Source organism: Ferrovum myxofaciens, from assembly GCF_013181415.1.
Classification (GTDB): Bacteria; Pseudomonadota; Gammaproteobacteria; order Burkholderiales; family Ferrovaceae; genus Ferrovum; species Ferrovum myxofaciens.
This window is the reverse complement of the sequence record NZ_CP053676.1, coordinates 1,692,207-1,709,393: the sequence shown is the minus strand read 5'-3', so window position 1 is coordinate 1,709,393 and position 17,187 is coordinate 1,692,207. Positions and strand designations below refer to the sequence as shown.

The window sequence follows — 17,187 nt, the reverse complement described above, 5'->3', positions numbered from 1 at the left end:
GCGCTTCCCTTACAGTTCTGCCTGAATGGCAGTTAACAAGTCAGCGTGGGCCTGCACGTTGATTTCGCGCCGCAGAATTTTCTCAGCTCCGGACACGGCGAGGTCTGCCACGCGGTCACGCAAAGAATCCCGTGCACGCATGACTTCCTGTTCCACCTCTGCCTGCGCCTGCGCCTTGACGCGATTTGCCTCAATCACAGCCGCATCGTGCGCCTGTTGCACGATGATCTGCGCTTGCTTCTCTGACAGAGCAATGATTTCTGAGGCTCTGGCCTTTGCCTCATTCAAAGCATCTTGAGAACGAAGTTCCGCCTTGGCATAATCCTGTCTTCCGCGCTCGGCGGCTTCCAGACCCTCTGAGATTCTCTTGGACCGCTCATCCAGTGCAGCCACCACCGGTGGCCACACGAACTTCATCGTGAACCAGATCAGAATGGCAAATGTGATGGCCTGACCAAACAATGTGGCATTAATATTCATGCCTGTACTCCCTTTGAATTGTCCGAATTAACCTTTCAACATCGGAACAAAGGGGTTGGCGAAAAGCAGGAACAGGCCGATACCCACACCGATCATGGTCACAGCATCCAACAAGCCAGCCACGATGAACATCTTGACCTGCAAGGTCGGAATCATTTCCGGCTGACGAGCGGCTCCTTCCAGAAAACGTCCGCCCAAAATACCGAAGCCAATAGCGGTTCCCAGTGCACCACAGCCAATCAGAATGGATACAGCGATAGCGGTGCTGCCGAGCAGGGATGCGAGGTGTTCCATGTTATCTCCTTGAATGAATCTACTAAAATGACTGCAGTGAATAAAAAAGTACTACTAAATTAATGACTAATGACTTTCATGGGCCATGCTAAGGTAAATGATGGTCAGTATCATGAAAATAAAGGCTTGCAGTGTAATGATCAAAATATGAAAAATAGCCCAGGGAGCACCCAGTACCCATTGAAGGTAGGGCGGCAAAAGAGCGATCAGGATAAAGACCATCTCACCGGCATACATATTTCCAAATAACCGCAAAGCCAAGGATACGGGCTTGGCCAAATCTTCAATGAGCCGAAACAGTAAATTGAACGGGGCCAATTTAGCGCCGAAGGGCACTGTAAATACCTCGCGCATGAATCCACCGCACTTCTTTATTTTGAAGTTATAGTAAAGAATCAAAAAAAACACGGTAATGGACATTGCAAATGTCAGATTTGGATCCGTGGTTGGTACAGCTTTCCAATGTCCTACCCCCACTGAACTCATCAACAGGGAAACCAGATCCACGGGCAAAAGATCCATGGCATTGAGACAAAAAACCCAAACAAAGATGGTTAATGCCAACGGTCCCACGATTCCACTTTCACCATGAAAAGTGTCTCTGACCTGGGTTTGAACCATTTCCAGAAGGATTTCCACCGCAGCCTGTGTTCGCCCCGGAACCCCCGAAGTGGCCTTTCGGGCCACTGAAGCCATAAAACCAAATACGATCAACCCAAGCACGGCAGAAGTCACCAGGGTATCAATATCGAAGGACCAAAATCCTTTGCCAATGACCAGATTGGTTAAATGGTGATGTATATACTCACTCGAGGAAGGTGCAGCACTTTCGGTCATGACGGTCTGAACACTCTGTAAATTATTTTTCCCACAACAAGGCCGTAAAGTAAACGGTCAGTGTGGCCATGTAACCCAATAAAAACTCAAGCCAGTGCAAGGAGGAATAACTTTTGGCGACTGCAACCATCAGTATTACGGTCGTCATGAATTTAATACGCTCCCCCGCATATTGTGCGCGAACCAACTCCTCCGCCGTTTTCCCTTTCACAAGGGATGCACGAATTGCATAGGCTAAACTTGCGATCGCACCAATACTGCCCCCCAATCCACCCGAAATTGCAGCTCCCTCCCCCCAACTGATACCGCAACCCAATGCAAAAACCAGAGACACCATGAGTTGTATGAGGATAAACTTACGAATTTTCGGATGTATCATGCGGTTCACGGCAAACAGCGGGATTATAAAGGGACTCTTTGATTATTGTCAATGTCTGTGTTTTCTACTGATTTCTGTATGGTTCCATGAAACCAACTTTTCTTTTAGGGCACTTGACAAATAACCCCCGTCATTTCGTGAAATCATAAAGTTACGGGTGTTGTCCAGTGGTTTCCGTTATTTTGTTTCTCAATACTTCCTTGGTTAAATAGGTATTAAGAGATGAAATCAGCTCCTTTTCAGCCAGATGCAAACTGGCTTTTAACTGGACTTCCTTGTTGTTTTTTTCGTCCTTGTTCATGTTTTTTAACTCCTCTGGATTATCCGTGATGAATGAGCTATCTTTCCAGATTGTTTGCTGGTCGGTTAACGTTACCAACTCACCCTCCAAAGTCACAGGAGCATATGTTTTTCCCATATACCAATTCATGCCATTCCAGGCCAGGTACTCCTGACCAAACCCCGCCATTGCAACGGCAAGGCCACTCCAGGTGAGGTACTCACGCCCCATTTCCTCCACGGTAACAGCAAGGCCTAGCCAAGGGTTTTTGGTTGCAGAACTGACAACAACTCCTTGTACGATGCTTTCTATTAATACGGAGCCAAAAAATATTTTTTTCCACCGATCATTTAAGTTTCCATAACTACTCAAGGTAATGGATAAATATAAAGAATTTGGATTATTTGGTAGTTTTCTCAGATCCTGGCAGGATGACAACTTCTTGATATCCAGGTAAGGTGATTTGACTATATTCTTATTCAAATAATCGTTAATAACTCCAAGTGATACTTTTTGATCTTCTTCAAACTTTTTTTTATTTATTTCTTTGGTAAATGTTTTATCCAATATACTCATTTGTGCCGTCGACTCAATGCAATAATAGACCAGAGCAATATCTTTCTGCTTCATAGTCAACGGATCGTGAACGGATACGGTTGAACAACCTGAAAAAATCAGTGAAACGATTGCTGTGATGATAAATTTACTGCGCACAACGAGTTCCTTGGAATCCATCGTTTTGTGCTTGTCGCTATTCCTTGTCTAAACCGAAACGCAAGAGAATTCCATCCAATTGGTCCAGGTTAGTAAATTTTATAGTCACGCTACCTTGTCCTTTTGAACCGGATTTTAACAAGACCTGCGTACCAAAATGATCCGCCAGACTTTCTTCCAATTTGAGAATGTCACGGGACCGTTCCAATACTTCAGGCGTCTTATTTATTGAAATCGGGTTTTGAAGTTTCTTGACGCGCTGTTCTGTCTGTCGCACAGACAATTGTTTGTCCACGACTTCTAAAGCCATCTCTTTTTGAAGTAATTCTGGTAGAGAAATCATGGCCCGAGCATGCCCCATTTCAATCATCCCTTCCATCAGAAGAGATTGAACATTTTCGGATAACTGCAATAATCTAAGAAGGTTAGTTACCGCACTGCGGGACCGTCCCACGGCCTGAGCCGCACCTTCATGTGTCATTCCGAATTCGTCAATCAATCGCTCAAGCCCCTGCGCTTCTTCCAAGGGATTGAGATTTTCTCGCTGTATGTTTTCAATCAACCCTACGGCCAGCGCGGTTTCGTCCGGAATATTTCGAATCATGACTGGAATTTCGGTCAAACCCGCTATTCTAGACGCCCGCCAGCGCCGCTCACCTGCGATAATTTCGTAGGTTCCGGTGGCCATGGCACGTACAAGAATCGGCTGAAGTAACCCCTGGTTTTTAATAGACTGCGCCAACTCCTCCAGGGAAGTTGCATCCATCTTTGTTCTGGGTTGATATTTTCCTGGTTGTAATTGATCAATATCAATAAAGATCAACCGATCATTTTTATTTTGTTCATCCCTTTCTCCCCGGTCTTCACCCAGCAAAGCATCGAGCCCACGCCCCAATCCTTTGATTTTTTTCATTTTTACCTCTTTATTTTCATCTGAGTGAAGTTGTTTCACGTGAAACCGAGCCATCAAAACGTTCCATTATTTCTTTAGCCAACTCCAAATAAGCAATTGCTCCCTTTGAAGCAGGATCATAGTGAATTGCAGGCTTTCCATGACTGGGTGCCTCAGCCAATCGGACATTCCGTGGTATGGCCGTACGATATATTTTTCCTGCAAAATGCCTTTCTAACTGAGCAGAAACCTGCTGAGCCAAAGCGCTACGTGGATCAAGCATAGTGCGCAATAGCCCTTCAATGGCGATTCCCGGATTAAGGTGCGAGCGGACTCTTCGAATAGTTTGAAGAAGATCTGTCAGACCCTCAAGAGCATAGTACTCACATTGCATCGGTATGATTAGTCGCCAAGTAGCCGTCAACCCATTGAGTGTCAGCAAATTTAGTGCTGGAGGGCAATCAATCAAAACAATATCATAATTCGAACTGACATTTGCCAAACTATTTTTTAGACGAAATTCCCGGTTTTCCACATCAACCAGTTCAATTTCTGCCCCTGCCAACGCTCGATTAGCCGGTAAGACATCATAGCCCGCAGTAGGAGAACGATGAATGGCTGAATCGATAGATTGCTCCTGGGTTAAAACTTGATAAACTGTATTTTTTAATAAATTCTTATCTAAGCCACTGCCTGTAGTAGCATTTCCTTGAGGGTCAAGATCCACTAAAAGCACTTTTTGACCAAGGACAGTCAAACTGGCTGCAAGATTGACCACAGTTGTGGTTTTTCCCACCCCTCCTTTCTGATTGGTCACTGCCAATATTTTTCCCATCAAAGTGAAGGGCGCAGATGAATCAAATGACGCTCAGCCTTAAGGCCCGGTATTTGAATGGGAGTAATAGTGGTGGATATTTCGGCGGGTAGGCGATTGATTTCATCATAAGGAATGGCCCCTTTCATGGCAATCCATTCTCCCCCTTTTGCAAGTAAATGGCGGGTCGAACGGACAAATTCAGAAAGGTCAGAGAAAGCACGACAGGTAATGACATTGTATAATTTGTCTGGCTTGCTTTGTTCAACTCGTTCCCCTATGACCTCGAGATTGTACAGACCTAATTCGATTTTAGCTTGTTTCAAAAAAGCAACTTTCTTTTGATTGGATTCCATCAAGGTAATGGATAAATCAGGACGGATCAGTGCCACAGGAATCCCAGGAAATCCCCCGCCTGACCCCACATCCAATAATAATTCCGAATCCTTTATAAAGGGGACCAGTGTCCAACTATCCATTAAATGGAGGGTTAACATTCGATCTCTTTGACGAATGGCTGTTAAATTTATAGCGCCATTCCATTTTTCCAACAGATCCAAATATTGTATAGCTTGTTCAAGACTTTGTTCAGAGGCTGAAAGATGTAATGATTCCAGACCAGTACGCAGGATCTGTGCTTCTTCAGTAGTGAGGCGGTCATATTCAAACATGATGAGTTCGTTTTACATGAACCATAAGCAAGGAAATAGCTGCAGGGGTAATTCCGGGTATTCGACTGGCTTGTCCTATCGTGGTTGGACAATGTTGCTGCAATTTTTCTCTAACCTCATGTGATAAGCCCAAGACTTGAAAATAATTCAAGTCCTGAGATAATCTGGTTTCTTCTTGCGTCCGTTGCCGTTCTACTTCCAATTTTTGGCGCTCTATATAACCGCTGTATTTTACCTGAACTTCTACTTGTTTTCTAATGACCTTTATTTTTTCCGAATTTGGCTCCGGGAGGACATCAAGAAGATCAAGTTGTTCATAGCTGACCTCCGGTCGTCTGAGCAATTCAAGGTGGGTCGCTTCCTTATCTGGATAGTTAGGACCAAATATAGTGGTCAGTTCATTAATTGAATGGTTTTCAGGATGAAATCGAACTTTTCCGATACGCTGAGTTTCTTTCTCGATCATATTTTTTTTTTCTGAAAACCCAGACCATTGATTTTCAGAAATCAACCCAAATTTATAGGCATGCTCAGAAAGCCTTAAATCAGCATTATCTTCCCGTAATTGCAAGCGATATTCTGCTCGACTGGTAAACATTCGGTAAGGCTCAGTAACACCCCGAGTCACCAAGTCATCTACCATCACACCCAGGTAAGCTTCATGACGAAGTGGAACCCAACCGTCCATGCCACGAGCGGCAAGAGAGGCATTGAGACCCGCAAGCAATCCTTGTGCTGCGGCTTCTTCATAACCCGTGGTCCCATTGATCTGACCAGCAAGAAACAATCCCTGTAATAATTTAGATTCCAATGTGGGAAGCAAGCCTCGAGGATCAAGATAATCATACTCGATGGCATAACCGGGTCTCATTAAGTGCGCATTTTCAAGCCCAGGAATCGAGTGTACCAAGGCTAACTGAACATCAAAAGGTAAACTGGTAGAAATGCCATTAGGATATACTTCATGGGTCGTCAAACCCTCTGGCTCTAAATAGATTTGGTGTGAGGATTTATCTCCAAAGCGATGTATCTTATCTTCAATGGAAGGACAATAACGCGGCCCAACACCTTCGATCACCCCTGTGTAAAGTGGAGATCGGTCTAGGCCCTGCCGAATAATTTCATGAGTAATTTCGGAGGTGTGGGTAATCCAGCAAGATACTTGAGGAGGGAAATTTTCTTCCGCCGTCCAAAAGGAAAACTTTGGTTTTGGTTTATCCCCAGGTTGGACCAATGTTTTTGAATAGTCGATGCTTCTTCCATCGATTCGTGGGGGTGTTCCTGTTTTCAGGCGTCCAACAGGCAGCGATAATTCTCTCAATTGTTCTGCCAAAGGAACAGCTGGAGCATCTCCAGCCCTCCCCCCAGGACTTTTATTCAACCCGATATGCATCAATCCTGCCAAAAAGGTCCCCGTCGTCAGGACCACTGATTGGGCAGAAAACCATACCCCTAATTGAGTCTCAACACCCACCACACGGTTACCGACTATCTTGAGTGCAGTGACGGCTTGCTGAAAAATAATCAGGTTCGGTTGGTTTTCCAGGCACGAACGAATATGCTGACGATAAAGTTGCCGATCGATTTGAGCACGGGTCGCCCGAACAGCAGGGCCTTTACTCCCATTCAATATTCTAAACTGAATGCCTGCAACATCTGCAGCCAGCCCCATAACGCCCCCTAAGGCATCAATTTCCTTTACCAAATGTCCCTTACCAATCCCACCAATAGAAGGATTACAAGACATCTGCCCCAAGGTCTCAATATTGTGTGTCAGCAAAAGTGTTGTCATACCAGAACGAGCAGAGGCTAAGGCCGCTTCGGTTCCTGCATGCCCCCCCCCCACCACAACGACTGCAAATTCTTGAGGATATTTCACCTATTGTCCATCCCTTATATCCATTGCCCCATGTGTTTCACGTGAAACACATGGAATCGACCAACCATTACTTACCGATACAAAACCTTGAAAAAATTTCTCCCAACAAATCATCCGCCGCAAATTCCTTTCCTGAAATTTGTGCCAACTTAAGTTGAGCCTGACGCAATTCTTCAGCAATAAACTCTGATTCAAAGGTCATCAAAGCCTCTCGCAGGTGACCCAAGGCTTGTACCAAAGTTGCAATATGACGTTCACGCGCCAGCAATAGTGGTGCGTCAGAATTATGATTGATATCCATAACTGACAACATCTTTATCTTCAGCACCTCCAACCCTTCCCCCGTCTGTGCAGACACAGGGATAACTGGCAACAATCCTGCAATGGAATGGATCAATTCAGAAACCACATCGTGTTCTGAAGATAGCAGATCAATTTTATTCGCAACAATCAATTTTGGCTGATGAGGAAGTAACCTCCCAATCAAGGAACGATCATCTTCCGTCACCCCTTTACGAACATCAACTACAATCAGAGCCAAATCTGACTTGTTCACCGCAGACCAAGTACGCTCAATCCCTGCACGTTCGACGAAATCCTCGGTTTTCCTAATACCAGCGGTATCCACCAGATGTATCGGTATGCCCTGCAAAACCATGTGACCACGAATCAAATCCCGTGTGGTTCCTGGGATGGGTGTAACCAAGGCATGGTCTTCTTCAGTCAGCGCGTTGAGCAAACTTGACTTCCCCACATTGGGAGAACCAATCAAAACAATATTTTTACCTTCACGCAATAATGCTCCTTGCCTTGAATTTTCCACCAAACGAGTCAACCGTTCCAGAATATGGTTCAAGGAAGAACGAAAAGAAACTTCATGAAAAACCGGAATTTCCTCATCGGTAAAATCAAAATCACTTTCCAGTCGTACCCTAAGCGTTGTGAGATCGGAAACCAGAGTGTGAATAACCTCAGAAAACCTTCCAGATAAAGCCAGAGCAGCCGAACGCGCCGCTTGGGAAGAATCCGCATGGATCAAATCAGCCACGGCTTCGGCTTGGTTAAGATCTATTTTATTATTGAGGTAAGCCCTTAGGGTAAATTCTCCCGGATTGGCTAATCTTGCTCCCCACTGAAGACAGTGCACTTGTAATTCTTGAAGAACCACTGGACTACCATGGGCGTGCAACTCAACGACATCTTCTCCTGTGTAGGAATGAGGCGCCGGAAAATACAGAATGAGGCCATGATCAATGACCTCTCCCAAACGATTATAAAATGAACGTAGAGAGGCTTGACGCGCTGCAGGATAACCTTTTCCAGTCAAAGACCTGACCAATTCCTCCATGGATCGGCCAGAAATACGCAACACCCCGACTCCAGAGGGAATCGGGGCAGTTGCTTGAGCAACGATAATGTCAGGACTTGACTCCATCACCCATCATACGGGTAATCTGCCATTGCTGGGCAATAGACAAGAGATTATTGACAACCCAGTAAAGTACCAAACCAGCAGGAAAGAAAAAGAACATGAAACTAAAGGCTAGGGGCATGAACTGCATTACCTTTGCTTGTACGGGATCTGCCGGCTTGGGACTCATACGCTGTTGCAAAAACATGGAAGCCGTCATGATCAGCGGAAGAATATAAAAAGGGTCAGGGGCTGACAAATCATGAATCCATGCAAAGAAAGGCGCATGTCGCAATTCCACTGCCCCCAGCAATACCCAATAAAGAGATATAAAAACAGGGATCTGGACCACCATGGGCAAACACCCGCCCAATGGGTTTATTTTCTCGGTTTTATACAACTCCATCATGGCCTGATTCATACGCCCCTTATCATCCGCATACTGTTGCCGGATCCTTTCCATTTTTGGCTGAACCACGCGCATTTTAGCCATGGATTTGTAACTTGCCGCAGAAAGTGGGAAAAAAGCTAATTTAATAGTCACCGTCAGTAAAATGATGGCCACTCCCCAATTTCCTACCAAACCATGAATCCAGGATAGAAATTGAAACATGGGCATGGCGATGATGGTCAGCCATCCATAGTCAATGGTCAAATCCAGACCAGGTGCGAGGGACTTGAGTTTCGCTCCCTCCTGAGGTCCAGCATAAAGAGGAACGGATACATCAGCGCTTCCTTGTGGCTGAATTGTTCCCATGGGAAGAATAACCCCAGCGGTGTACAAGTCATTACCAACCTTACGTGTAAAGAATTCGCGCGGAACACCGCTGGGTGGTAGCCAGGCAGAGACGAAATAATGTTGAAGCATGGCAAGCCAGCCATCATTGGCATTAACAGGATAATCCTTCTTTCCTTTTTCAATATCGGAAAAAGAAATTTTTTGGAATTTTGTGGCTTGAGTATAAACCGCAGGTCCTGTGTAGGTGCTGACAAAACGAGGATCACCGGGGGGCGCCTTGGAAACCCGTAAAAACTGAAAGTAAGCTGAGGGAGACAGGGGAGTCGAGGATAGATTTTTTACCCTGGTTTCAACACCAATGACATAACTTCCTCGTTTGAAGTGATAAATTTTTGTCACAGAAACCAAACCCGGAACTTCGGTGGTCAGAGGCACTGAAATATCTTCCTCACCAGGTTCCAGAGAATAATTCGTCACTGCGGACTGGTAAACCGAAGTATGGTTCGGCAGATGATCTCCCAGCAAACCACTCTGGGCAACATAGATCAAATTTGAATGATCCTCGAATAAGTCTACGGGACGATGTTCATTTTCAGCAGAGAGATGATGGTTCAATTTCAAACTGCGCAAGTCTGCGCCCACCGTATCAATATCTGCATCGAACAAATCGGTATGAACTAAAATTCTCTGGCCATGAGTCAAATCCGAAGTTCCGACCACCGCACCTGACGATGAAACTGCGGGGGCAGCAGGAACAGAATTTGGGGAAGAGGACGTTCCAGAAGTTGCTCCAATGGGGGCATTAGACGCAGAAATGGAACTCATCCCAGCCACCGGATTTTTTCCTTGTGAGACTTGCCAAGCGTCCCATAGCATAAAACTGGATAGAGTAAAGATGATCAAAGGGATGATTCGTTGCAGTTTCATAGGACTCTCACGGAACGGGATCGTATCCCCCGGGATTCCAGGGGTGACATTTGCACAAACGTTTTGCCGCCAAGCCGATACCATGCACAGACCCATGCCGAAGAATGGCATCGTGAGCGTATTGAGAGCAAGTGGGATAAAAACGACAAGAACGGCCCAGAAAAGGGCTTAAGCAGAGTTGATACGAGCGGATGAGGAACTGTAAGAATCGCGACATTTATGACTGAAATCCGTCAAGCATTCCAATTCCCCATAAAGGTAGGTTCGATCTTCATGGGTAAAGATTTTTCTATGAACCAAAACCACATCAAGACCACTCAATTGCGTTAAATGCTTTCTCACCCATTCGCGGCAAAATCGTCTCATATAGTTTCGACCGACTGCACGCCGACATATTTTACGACCCACGACTTGACCAAAGCGCAAATCCTCACTTTCGTTAGGTTTGACAAGTATCCTAAAGTGGTGAGTCGAGCGAGTGATTCTCAGGGAAAAAACTGCCTCAAAATCAGCCCGCCCGGAAAGGGTGATCAACCGAATGATTTTTTTAAAACCAAGTTCAAACAGCCAAGCGAGTACGACCCTGCGCACGACGTGCTCTGATAATTGCACGGCCTCCGCGAGTCTTCATTCGCACGAGAAAACCATGAGTGCGCTTTCGTTTGGTAACCGATGGTTGATAAGTACGTTTCATGACATTTTCCTAGACTTCACTAATGAACCCATGATTACACCTCAAAACATAGGGTTATGTCAAGAAAAAAATATCCACATGCACCCTTATCTAACGGTGAATAACTTAGTTTGGACTGGGGTAGAATGTAGGGTAAACAATCGTTTTCACCCTACCCTCCTGCTCGTAAGGTACCCCCATACTGTGTCTATTTCCCCGGCTTCAGAACGATGGCAACAAACTCTGCTGAATCTTCAAGCAGAATACACAGAATCCCAATTTAACACTTGGATAAAACCTCTCTCAGAGGTAATCGAAAATAACCAGGTTATCCTGATTGCCCCCAATCGCTTCATCCTGCAGTGGGTCAAGGAACGTTATTTTCAACGTATCGACGAACTGGCTCGAGAGCAAGGGTTAGACTCCGTGATTTTGCAACAGAAGGAGAATAGCACGATTCTCCCTGAGAATACTTCACCTCCTCCCGACACACATTCACAAGACACGCTGGCTAGAACAGTACTTCAACCCAATCCAGCAGAACGCTCTCAACTCAATCGAACCTTCAACTTTGATAATTTTGTCAGTGGAAAAGCCAACCAGTTGGCTCGTGCTGCAGCGCTTCAGGTCGCAGAAAATCCAGGTAAAGCCTATAACCCCCTCTTCGTTTATGGAGGCGTAGGTCTTGGAAAAACGCACTTAATTCAAGCGATTGGGAATAATATTCTGGAACGGAATCCACAAGCCAAGGTTCGATATATCCATTCAGAAAAGTATGTCTCTGATGTGGTCCGTGCCTATCAACATAAATCCTTTGACAGTTTCAAACAGTATTACCACACCCTGGATCTGTTGATGATTGACGATATCCAGTTCTTTGGGAACAAAACTCGAACACAAGAAGAATTTTTCTTCGCATTCAATGCATTAGTTGAATCACACAGACAAATAATCATCACTTGCGACAGTTTTCCAAAAGAAATATCGGGCATGGAACCTCGGCTCATTTCGCGTTTTGGCTGGGGGCTGACTGTTGCCATAGAACCTCCTGAACTGGAGATGAGGGTAGCCATTCTGATCAGTAAAGCACAAAAGGAATCCATCATCCTTGAGGAATCCGTCGCTTTTTTCATCGCCAAGCACATTCGCTCAAATGTACGAGAACTGGAAGGAGCCTTGAAACGCGTGGTCGCCTATGCACGTTTTCGGAATGAATCCATCAGCGTCATTTCTGCACGAGAAGCCTTAAAAGATGTTTTAGCACTGCAACATCGGCAAATTTCCATTGAAAACATTCAAAAAACCGTTGCAGACTACTACAAGATCAAAGTCAGTGACATGTTTTCTAAAAAACGCACCCGTAATCTTGCACGACCTCGACAAATGGCGATGGCCCTGGCCAAGGAAATTACCAGTCTCAGTCTGCCTGACATCGGCGAGTCCTTTGGAGGACGAGACCACACCACAGTGCTCCATGCCTGTAGAAAAATCCAGGAACTCTGCGGCAGCGATCAAACAACCCAACGCGATTTCGAAGCTTTGAACAGTATTCTTAATGGATAACCCGGAATAAGTACGGTATAACCCAGGGAAAAACTGAGGGTAATTTGTGGATAACTTATTTTTTTCTTGAATTTCTTGAGTTATCCACAAAGCAATTCAATAAAAAAATGGTTTATCAACATCCTTTGAAACACTTCATCTATATGTTTTTTATTGTTATTAGTGAGTTTTCCCGATATTTTGCCTACTCTTATCATTAACTATTAAAGAGAGATATATGACAACTATAGTAATAGTAAGAGAAAACCTTCTTACGATTTTGCAACCCTTGCTCAGCATTGTTGAGCGACGCCAAACCATGGCAATTTTGAATAATGTCCTGATGGATACCTTCGAGAACCAATTACAGGTTCATGGAACCGATTTGGAAATTCAGGTGAAAACCCGTTCTCCTGCGGAACAGATCAGTGAACCCGGTTCTATTCTGGTTTCTGCTCGAAAACTGCATGACATCGTGCGCAGTCTTCCTGAAAACAGCCTTCTGACGCTGGATCAACGTGCGGGTAAAATGGTGATTCGCTCAGGGAAAAGCCGGTTCAACCTGTTAACTCAGGAGGGAGTGGTTTTTCCCAGCATGGCTCGTGCACAGGATGAAGGAAAACGCATTATCCTGACCCAAAAACTCCTCAAAAGCCTTCTGGAACGAGTACAATATGCCGTGGCTCAGCAGGATGTTCGTTTTTATTTGAATGGAACTTATCTGGCTATTGAGGATAACCAGGTCACTGCGGTAGCTACTGATGGTCATCGAATGGCTTACACAACCCATCAGATGGATCAGTCCTTTGACAAAGTTGAAGCCATCCTGCCACGGAGGTCAGTCAGTGAATTGATCAAGTTGTTGCAACCCAATGATGAACCTGTAGAGTTGATTTTTCATTCCACTCAGGTGGAATTCAGGTTTTCTAAAACCGAATTTCTTACCAAAGTCATTGAAGGAAAGTATCCTGATTATCAAAGGGTTATACCGACGACGCACTATCGGCATTTCACCATTTCTCGACTTTCCTTGTTGCAGGGCTTGCAACGTGCTTCCATTCTGTCCAACGACAAGGTGCGGGGGGTACGGTTCCTGCTCACTCAGGGAAATTTGGCCATCATTTGTTCCAACAGTGAACAGGAAGAGGCCCATGAAGAACTTGAAGTGGAATATTCCCAGGAGCCTTTGGATATAGGTTTTAATATCAATTACTTATTGGAAGTACTCCAACATTTGAGCGTGGATCAGGTAACCTGCTCTTTCGGAGAAACAGGAAGCAGTATGTTGATCACACTTCCTTCTGCAGAACTCCAGTTTAAATATGTTGTTATGCCCATGAGAATTTGAACCTTTTCAATTTTTCGACCTACGACTGCAGGAAAATATACGTGGAACAGAATACTCAGGAAAAAAATCAATACACTTCTGAAAATATCAAGGTGCTCAAGGGGTTAGAGGCCGTTCGCAAACGTCCTGGAATGTATATCGGGGATACGAGCGACGGAACCGGTCTTCACCATATGGTATTTGAAGTTTTGGATAATGCCATCGATGAGGCATTGGCCGGTCATTGTGACGAAATCCAGGTGATCATTCACATGGACAATTCCATTACGGTCACAGATAACGGGCGGGGGATTCCCACAGATATTCATCCTGAAGAAGGGCGTTCCGCGGCTGAGGTCATCATGACGGTGCTGCATGCCGGTGGAAAGTTCGACAGCAACAGTTACAAAATCTCTGGCGGTTTGCATGGAGTGGGTGTATCGGTTGTCAATGCGTTATCCACCTGGTTGAAATTGACCATTTTTCGAGATGGAAAACGCCATTTTATGGAATTTAGGGGAGGTGATCCGGTGTCTCCTCTGGCAACGGTGGGTGACTCCCCGAAACGTGGAACAGAGATTCACTTTCTTCCCAGCCCGCTGACTTTTGGGGTCATAGAATTTCATTACGACATATTGGCGCGCCGTTTGCGCGAACTTTCGTTCCTCAATAACGGGGTCTCCATTTTTTTGAAGGATCTGCGCCATGGTCAAGAAGAAAACTTCTCCTTCAGCGGCGGCGTAAGGGGTTTTGTCGAGTATCTGAATCGTACCCGAACTGTGCTTCATCCCACCGTATTCCATTCAGTGGGTGAAAAAGAAGGCATCAGCGTGGAAGTGGCCATGCAATGGAATGAATCCTATCAGGAAAATGTACTCTGTTTTACCAACAACATTCCTCAGAGAGATGGTGGGACCCATTTGACCGCACTGCGGGCGGCTATGACCCGCACCCTCAATCAGTTCATCGAGGAGAACGAACTGGCACGCAAGGCCAAGGTGGAAACCACAGGCGATGATATGCGCGAAGGGCTGACCTGTGTCTTGTCCGTCAAGGTACCTGATCCAAAATTTTCGTCTCAAACCAAGGAAAAACTGGTTTCTTCGGAAGTGCGACCTGCGGTTGAAGAGGTAGTGTCGGAGCAAATGCGTAGTTTTCTTCTTGAAAAACCAGCAGAAGCACGCATTATTGTGGGAAAGATAATCGATGCTGCGCGCGCTCGGGAAGCCGCTCGAAAAGCCAGGGAATTGACACGGCGCAAGGGAGCACTGGACGGTCTTGGACTGCCTGGGAAACTGGCGGATTGCCAGGAAAAGGACCCGGCACAATGTGAAATTTACCTGGTGGAAGGGGACTCTGCCGGGGGCTCTGCCAAACAGGGAAGAGATCGACGTTTTCAGGCCATTCTTCCCCTCAAGGGAAAAATTTTGAATGTGGAGCGGGCGCGCTTCGACAAATTGGTGTCCTCTCAGGAAATTGTGACGTTGATCACTGCGTTGGGAACAGGAATCGGAAAAGACGAATATTCTCCTGAAAAAGTGCGCTATCACCGCATCATCATCATGACCGATGCGGACGTGGATGGATCCCACATTCGTACCCTGCTGCTGACTTTTTTCTATCGTCAGATGCGCGAGTTGGTGGAACGCGGGCATATTTACATTGCCCAGCCGCCGTTGTACAAGGTCAAACAGGGAAAAACGGAACAATATTTGAAAGATGACCACGAATTGAATCAATACCTCCTTGGATTGGCTCTGCAAGGCTCTGAGATCCGTTCTGGCGAATGCGTGGTCAGTACCGAAGCATTGGGTAGCATCGCACGGGAATACCTTCTGGCGGAGGCTGTCATCCGGCGTCTTGGGCGGGTCATTCCCAAGGAGGTTCTGGAAGCCCTTCTCGAGGTTCCTGAAGTGACGTTGGAAACGGAGCAGGAAGCAGAAGGTGTCGCCCAACGCCTGAACGATATCCTCTCGGTGCGTCAGGAAGGAGAAAGTCATGGGGCGATCACGCTCCAGCACGAGGTGGACGATCTAACGGGCAATTTCCGTCTACGTATCTTGAAGACAGATCACGGAGTCGTTCATGCATCCTTCATGGATTCCGAGTTTCTGACTTCCGGAGATTATGAAAGAATCAAAGCGGTGGCTCATCTGTTTCAAGGATTGGTCAAAGCGGGTGCGATGGTTCGGCGTGGGGAAAAAGGAATGGCCATCAAAAGTTTTCCGGAAGCCCTTCGCTGGCTTTTGGATGAAGCCCGGCGAGGAATTTCCTTGCAACGCTACAAAGGGCTGGGCGAGATGAACCCGGACCAGTTATGGGAAACCACGATGAATCCGGAATCCCGCCGCTTGCTCCGGGTTCAGATCGAGGATGCCATTCGAGCCGATGAAATCTTTACCACTCTCATGGGAGATGAGGTGGAACCGCGCCGACAATTTATCGAAAATAATGCGCTGGGAGTTACCAATATCGATATTTGAGGGGTCAACCCAAGGATTTCAGCCAACTTCTTGCCCGGTCCAGAAAATACCTCGGACTGGGTGAGGGTTCAGGAAGGCGCGGTGTGATGGCGGGTAACCCACGACGCAAAAAATGACGGTCAAAAGTGGATTGGGTCACTCCCCATTTTTTGAGAAACTGTCTGCGCCCATCGTTTTTTTTGACTTTTCCCGTTGAGCGGGACATGAAGTGATATACCCGGGCGGTTCCGACTCCAAGGAAGATACGGCAACCGGCTTGCCACATTTTCATGGAAAAATCATTATCGCTGCTCATTCCAGGGGAAAATTCCAGGCTATATCCCCCTACTTTTTTCCACCAATTTCGATGAACGACCGTTGGAGGCCACGTTGCCCCGTACCAATCCGGAATCACGAGTTGGGGAAGATCCCGAATAAGATCCTGAGCGCGAAAGGATTCCGGATCTCGACCGTAATCTGCCACGATGGCACAGGCATTACCGGAAGCCACCGGTTCGATCATGGTCCCGGAAATCATAAAGGCCTCGGTATTCAGTGACTGAATGCGGTTTTGAAGTTCCACATCCCACTGGGGCAGACAAACCATATCATCGTTCAGGTAGACCAGATAGGGATAGTTTGCCAATTCCGCAATCTGGTTGATGGCCTGACAAATTCCGATGTTTTCTGTGGAATGGGTATGAGCAATGCCCTGCTCTTGAACCCATTCCAAGGTTCCATCCCTGCCCTCGTTGATATGCAGGATCACCTCATAGGGAAACCGGGTGTATTTTTCCAGATAAGACAGGCACTGTTTCAATAATGCCAGATTGTTCCATGTGGGAATGAGCACCGACCACATGAAA

Annotated in this window: 18 protein-coding genes; 3 read left to right on the top strand and 15 right to left on the bottom strand. The window is 46.1% G+C overall.

The window, feature by feature from the left end; genetic code table 11:
• Positions 1 to 9 precede the first annotated feature (9 nt).
• The 14 genes from HO274_RS08365 to rpmH form a co-directional block, all read right to left on the bottom strand.
• A complete protein-coding gene (locus tag HO274_RS08365) occupies positions 10 to 480 on the bottom strand; it encodes a F0F1 ATP synthase subunit B (protein ID WP_031596764.1) in 471 nt (156 codons plus the stop codon).
• 27 nt (positions 481 to 507) lie between these two features.
• Positions 508 to 774, bottom strand: coding sequence for a F0F1 ATP synthase subunit C (atpE, locus tag HO274_RS08360; RefSeq protein ID WP_031596762.1), 267 nt, complete (start codon positions 772 to 774; stop codon positions 508 to 510).
• 66 nt (positions 775 to 840) lie between these two features.
• On the bottom strand, positions 841 to 1,611 hold the full coding sequence (atpB, locus tag HO274_RS08355; RefSeq protein ID WP_031596760.1) for a F0F1 ATP synthase subunit A: 771 nt from the start codon (positions 1,609 to 1,611) through the stop codon (positions 841 to 843).
• Between the two features lie 22 nt (positions 1,612 to 1,633).
• Positions 1,634 to 1,990, bottom strand: a complete 357-nt coding sequence (locus HO274_RS08350; protein WP_031596759.1) for an ATP synthase subunit I — start codon at positions 1,988 to 1,990, stop codon at positions 1,634 to 1,636.
• A 151-nt stretch (positions 1,991 to 2,141) separates the two neighbouring features.
• Positions 2,142 to 3,005, bottom strand: coding sequence for a hypothetical protein (locus tag HO274_RS08345; protein ID WP_273118686.1), 864 nt, complete (start codon positions 3,003 to 3,005; stop codon positions 2,142 to 2,144).
• 16 nt (positions 3,006 to 3,021) lie between these two features.
• Positions 3,022 to 3,951 (bottom strand): ParB/RepB/Spo0J family partition protein, encoded by a 930-nt coding sequence (locus HO274_RS08340; RefSeq protein ID WP_273118684.1) that lies wholly within the window; start codon positions 3,949 to 3,951, stop codon positions 3,022 to 3,024.
• Positions 3,914 to 4,711 carry a ParA family protein gene (locus HO274_RS08335; RefSeq protein WP_062187694.1) on the bottom strand — a complete coding sequence of 266 codons (798 nt, stop codon included), beginning with the start codon at positions 4,709 to 4,711 and terminating at the stop codon, positions 3,914 to 3,916. The genes HO274_RS08340 and HO274_RS08335 overlap by 38 nt, the downstream gene beginning before the upstream one ends.
• Positions 4,711 to 5,361, bottom strand: a complete 651-nt coding sequence (gene rsmG / locus HO274_RS08330) for a 16S rRNA (guanine(527)-N(7))-methyltransferase RsmG (RefSeq protein ID WP_273118680.1) — start codon at positions 5,359 to 5,361, stop codon at positions 4,711 to 4,713. The genes HO274_RS08335 and rsmG overlap by 1 nt, the downstream gene beginning before the upstream one ends.
• Positions 5,354 to 7,240 (bottom strand): tRNA uridine-5-carboxymethylaminomethyl(34) synthesis enzyme MnmG, encoded by a 1,887-nt coding sequence (mnmG, locus tag HO274_RS08325; protein WP_273118677.1) that lies wholly within the window; start codon positions 7,238 to 7,240, stop codon positions 5,354 to 5,356. The genes rsmG and mnmG overlap by 8 nt, the downstream gene beginning before the upstream one ends.
• A gap of 67 nt (positions 7,241 to 7,307) precedes the next feature.
• A complete protein-coding gene (gene mnmE, locus HO274_RS08320; RefSeq protein WP_273118674.1) occupies positions 7,308 to 8,675 on the bottom strand; it encodes a tRNA uridine-5-carboxymethylaminomethyl(34) synthesis GTPase MnmE in 1,368 nt (455 codons plus the stop codon).
• Positions 8,659 to 10,317: a membrane protein insertase YidC gene (gene yidC, locus HO274_RS08315; RefSeq protein ID WP_031596751.1), complete on the bottom strand. Its 1,659-nt coding sequence runs from the start codon at positions 10,315 to 10,317 to the stop codon at positions 8,659 to 8,661. Before yidC ends, mnmE begins: the two co-directional genes overlap by 17 nt.
• 7 nt (positions 10,318 to 10,324) lie before the next feature.
• The gene (gene yidD, locus HO274_RS08310; RefSeq protein WP_082783122.1) at positions 10,325 to 10,534 is read right to left on the bottom strand and encodes a membrane protein insertion efficiency factor YidD; all 210 of its coding nucleotides are present in this window, start codon (positions 10,532 to 10,534) and stop codon (positions 10,325 to 10,327) included.
• Positions 10,486 to 10,908, bottom strand: a complete 423-nt coding sequence (rnpA, locus tag HO274_RS13560) for a ribonuclease P protein component (RefSeq protein WP_420537356.1) — start codon at positions 10,906 to 10,908, stop codon at positions 10,486 to 10,488. Before rnpA ends, yidD begins: the two co-directional genes overlap by 49 nt.
• The gene (rpmH, locus tag HO274_RS08305; RefSeq protein ID WP_082783124.1) at positions 10,877 to 11,011 is read right to left on the bottom strand and encodes a 50S ribosomal protein L34; all 135 of its coding nucleotides are present in this window, start codon (positions 11,009 to 11,011) and stop codon (positions 10,877 to 10,879) included. The genes rnpA and rpmH overlap by 32 nt, the downstream gene beginning before the upstream one ends.
• Positions 11,012 to 11,200: 189 nt before the next feature.
• Here rpmH and dnaA point away from each other — a divergent pair, with 189 nt between their 5' ends.
• From dnaA to gyrB, 3 genes are all read left to right on the top strand, one after another.
• Entirely contained in the window at positions 11,201 to 12,553 is a 1,353-nt protein-coding gene (gene dnaA, locus HO274_RS08300) for a chromosomal replication initiator protein DnaA (protein WP_051862177.1), read from the top strand.
• 217 nt (positions 12,554 to 12,770) lie between these two features.
• The gene (gene dnaN / locus HO274_RS08295) at positions 12,771 to 13,880 is read left to right on the top strand and encodes a DNA polymerase III subunit beta (protein WP_273118668.1); all 1,110 of its coding nucleotides are present in this window, start codon (positions 12,771 to 12,773) and stop codon (positions 13,878 to 13,880) included.
• 41 nt (positions 13,881 to 13,921) lie between these two features.
• Positions 13,922 to 16,342 (top strand): DNA topoisomerase (ATP-hydrolyzing) subunit B, encoded by a 2,421-nt coding sequence (gyrB, locus tag HO274_RS08290; protein ID WP_031596744.1) that lies wholly within the window; start codon positions 13,922 to 13,924, stop codon positions 16,340 to 16,342.
• A gap of 4 nt (positions 16,343 to 16,346) precedes the next feature.
• On the opposite strand, the gene HO274_RS08285 is transcribed toward gyrB, so the two are convergent.
• Positions 16,347 to 17,183, bottom strand: a complete 837-nt coding sequence (locus HO274_RS08285; protein ID WP_031596743.1) for a glycosyltransferase family 2 protein — start codon at positions 17,181 to 17,183, stop codon at positions 16,347 to 16,349.
• Positions 17,184 to 17,187: the final 4 nt, after the last annotated feature.

Coding starts and splice junctions, on each gene's coding strand:
- HO274_RS08365 (WP_031596764.1), bottom strand. CDS start 480: ATGAATATTAATGCCACATTGTTTGGTCAGGCCATCACATTTGCCATT.
- atpE (WP_031596762.1), bottom strand. CDS start 774: ATGGAACACCTCGCATCCCTGCTCGGCAGCACCGCTATCGCTGTATCC.
- atpB (WP_031596760.1), bottom strand. CDS start 1,611: ATGACCGAAAGTGCTGCACCTTCCTCGAGTGAGTATATACATCACCAT.
- HO274_RS08350 (WP_031596759.1), bottom strand. CDS start 1,990: ATGATACATCCGAAAATTCGTAAGTTTATCCTCATACAACTCATGGTG.
- HO274_RS08345 (WP_273118686.1), bottom strand. CDS start 3,005: ATGGATTCCAAGGAACTCGTTGTGCGCAGTAAATTTATCATCACAGCA.
- HO274_RS08340 (WP_273118684.1), bottom strand. CDS start 3,951: ATGGCTCGGTTTCACGTGAAACAACTTCACTCAGATGAAAATAAAGAG.
- HO274_RS08335 (WP_062187694.1), bottom strand. CDS start 4,711: ATGGGAAAAATATTGGCAGTGACCAATCAGAAAGGAGGGGTGGGAAAA.
- rsmG (WP_273118680.1), bottom strand. CDS start 5,361: ATGTTTGAATATGACCGCCTCACTACTGAAGAAGCACAGATCCTGCGT.
- mnmE (WP_273118674.1), bottom strand. CDS start 8,675: ATGGAGTCAAGTCCTGACATTATCGTTGCTCAAGCAACTGCCCCGATT.
- yidC (WP_031596751.1), bottom strand. CDS start 10,317: ATGAAACTGCAACGAATCATCCCTTTGATCATCTTTACTCTATCCAGT.
- yidD (WP_082783122.1), bottom strand. CDS start 10,534: ATGTCGCGATTCTTACAGTTCCTCATCCGCTCGTATCAACTCTGCTTA.
- rpmH (WP_082783124.1), bottom strand. CDS start 11,011: ATGAAACGTACTTATCAACCATCGGTTACCAAACGAAAGCGCACTCAT.
- dnaN (WP_273118668.1), top strand. CDS start 12,771: ATGACAACTATAGTAATAGTAAGAGAAAACCTTCTTACGATTTTGCAA.
- HO274_RS08285 (WP_031596743.1), bottom strand. CDS start 17,183: ATGTGGTCGGTGCTCATTCCCACATGGAACAATCTGGCATTATTGAAA.